Consider the following 509-nt stretch of genomic DNA (forward strand, 5'->3'; position numbering starts at 1 on the left):
ACCGACCCGGACGGGCCCTACGGCGACTTCTACGTCTGGAACGACGACGACCAGAAGTACTCCGACGCCCGGATCATCTTCGTCGACACGGAGACGTCGAACTGGACCTACGACCCGGTGCGGGGCCAGTTCTACTGGCACCGGTTCTTCAGCCACCAGCCCGACCTCAACTACGAGAACCCGGCCGTGCAGGAGGCCATGCTCGACGTCCTGCGCTTCTGGCTCGACCTGGGCATCGACGGCTTCCGCCTCGACGCCGTGCCCTACCTGTTCGAGCAGGAGGGCACCAACTGCGAGAACCTCCCCCGCACCCACGACTTCCTCAAGCGCTGCCGCAAGGTCGTCGACGACGAGTACCCCGGGCGGGTGCTGCTGGCCGAGGCGAACCAGTGGCCCTCGGACGTGGTCGAGTACTTCGGCAACCCGGAGGTGGGCGGGGACGAGTGCCACATGGCGTTCCACTTCCCGCTCATGCCCCGCATCTTCATGGCCGTGCGGCGCGAGTCGCG

1 protein-coding gene is annotated in these 509 nt (G+C 67.0%); it reads left to right on the plus strand.

Going from position 1 to position 509, the window contains the following annotated elements; genetic code table 11:
- Positions 1 to 509 (plus strand): alpha-amylase family glycosyl hydrolase (locus ABD223_RS43455; RefSeq protein WP_344044244.1); only part of this gene is annotated, 509 nt, incomplete at both ends.

This window comes from Saccharothrix xinjiangensis (assembly GCF_039527585.1).
GTDB classification, from domain to species: Bacteria; Actinomycetota; Actinomycetes; order Mycobacteriales; family Pseudonocardiaceae; genus Actinosynnema; species Actinosynnema xinjiangensis.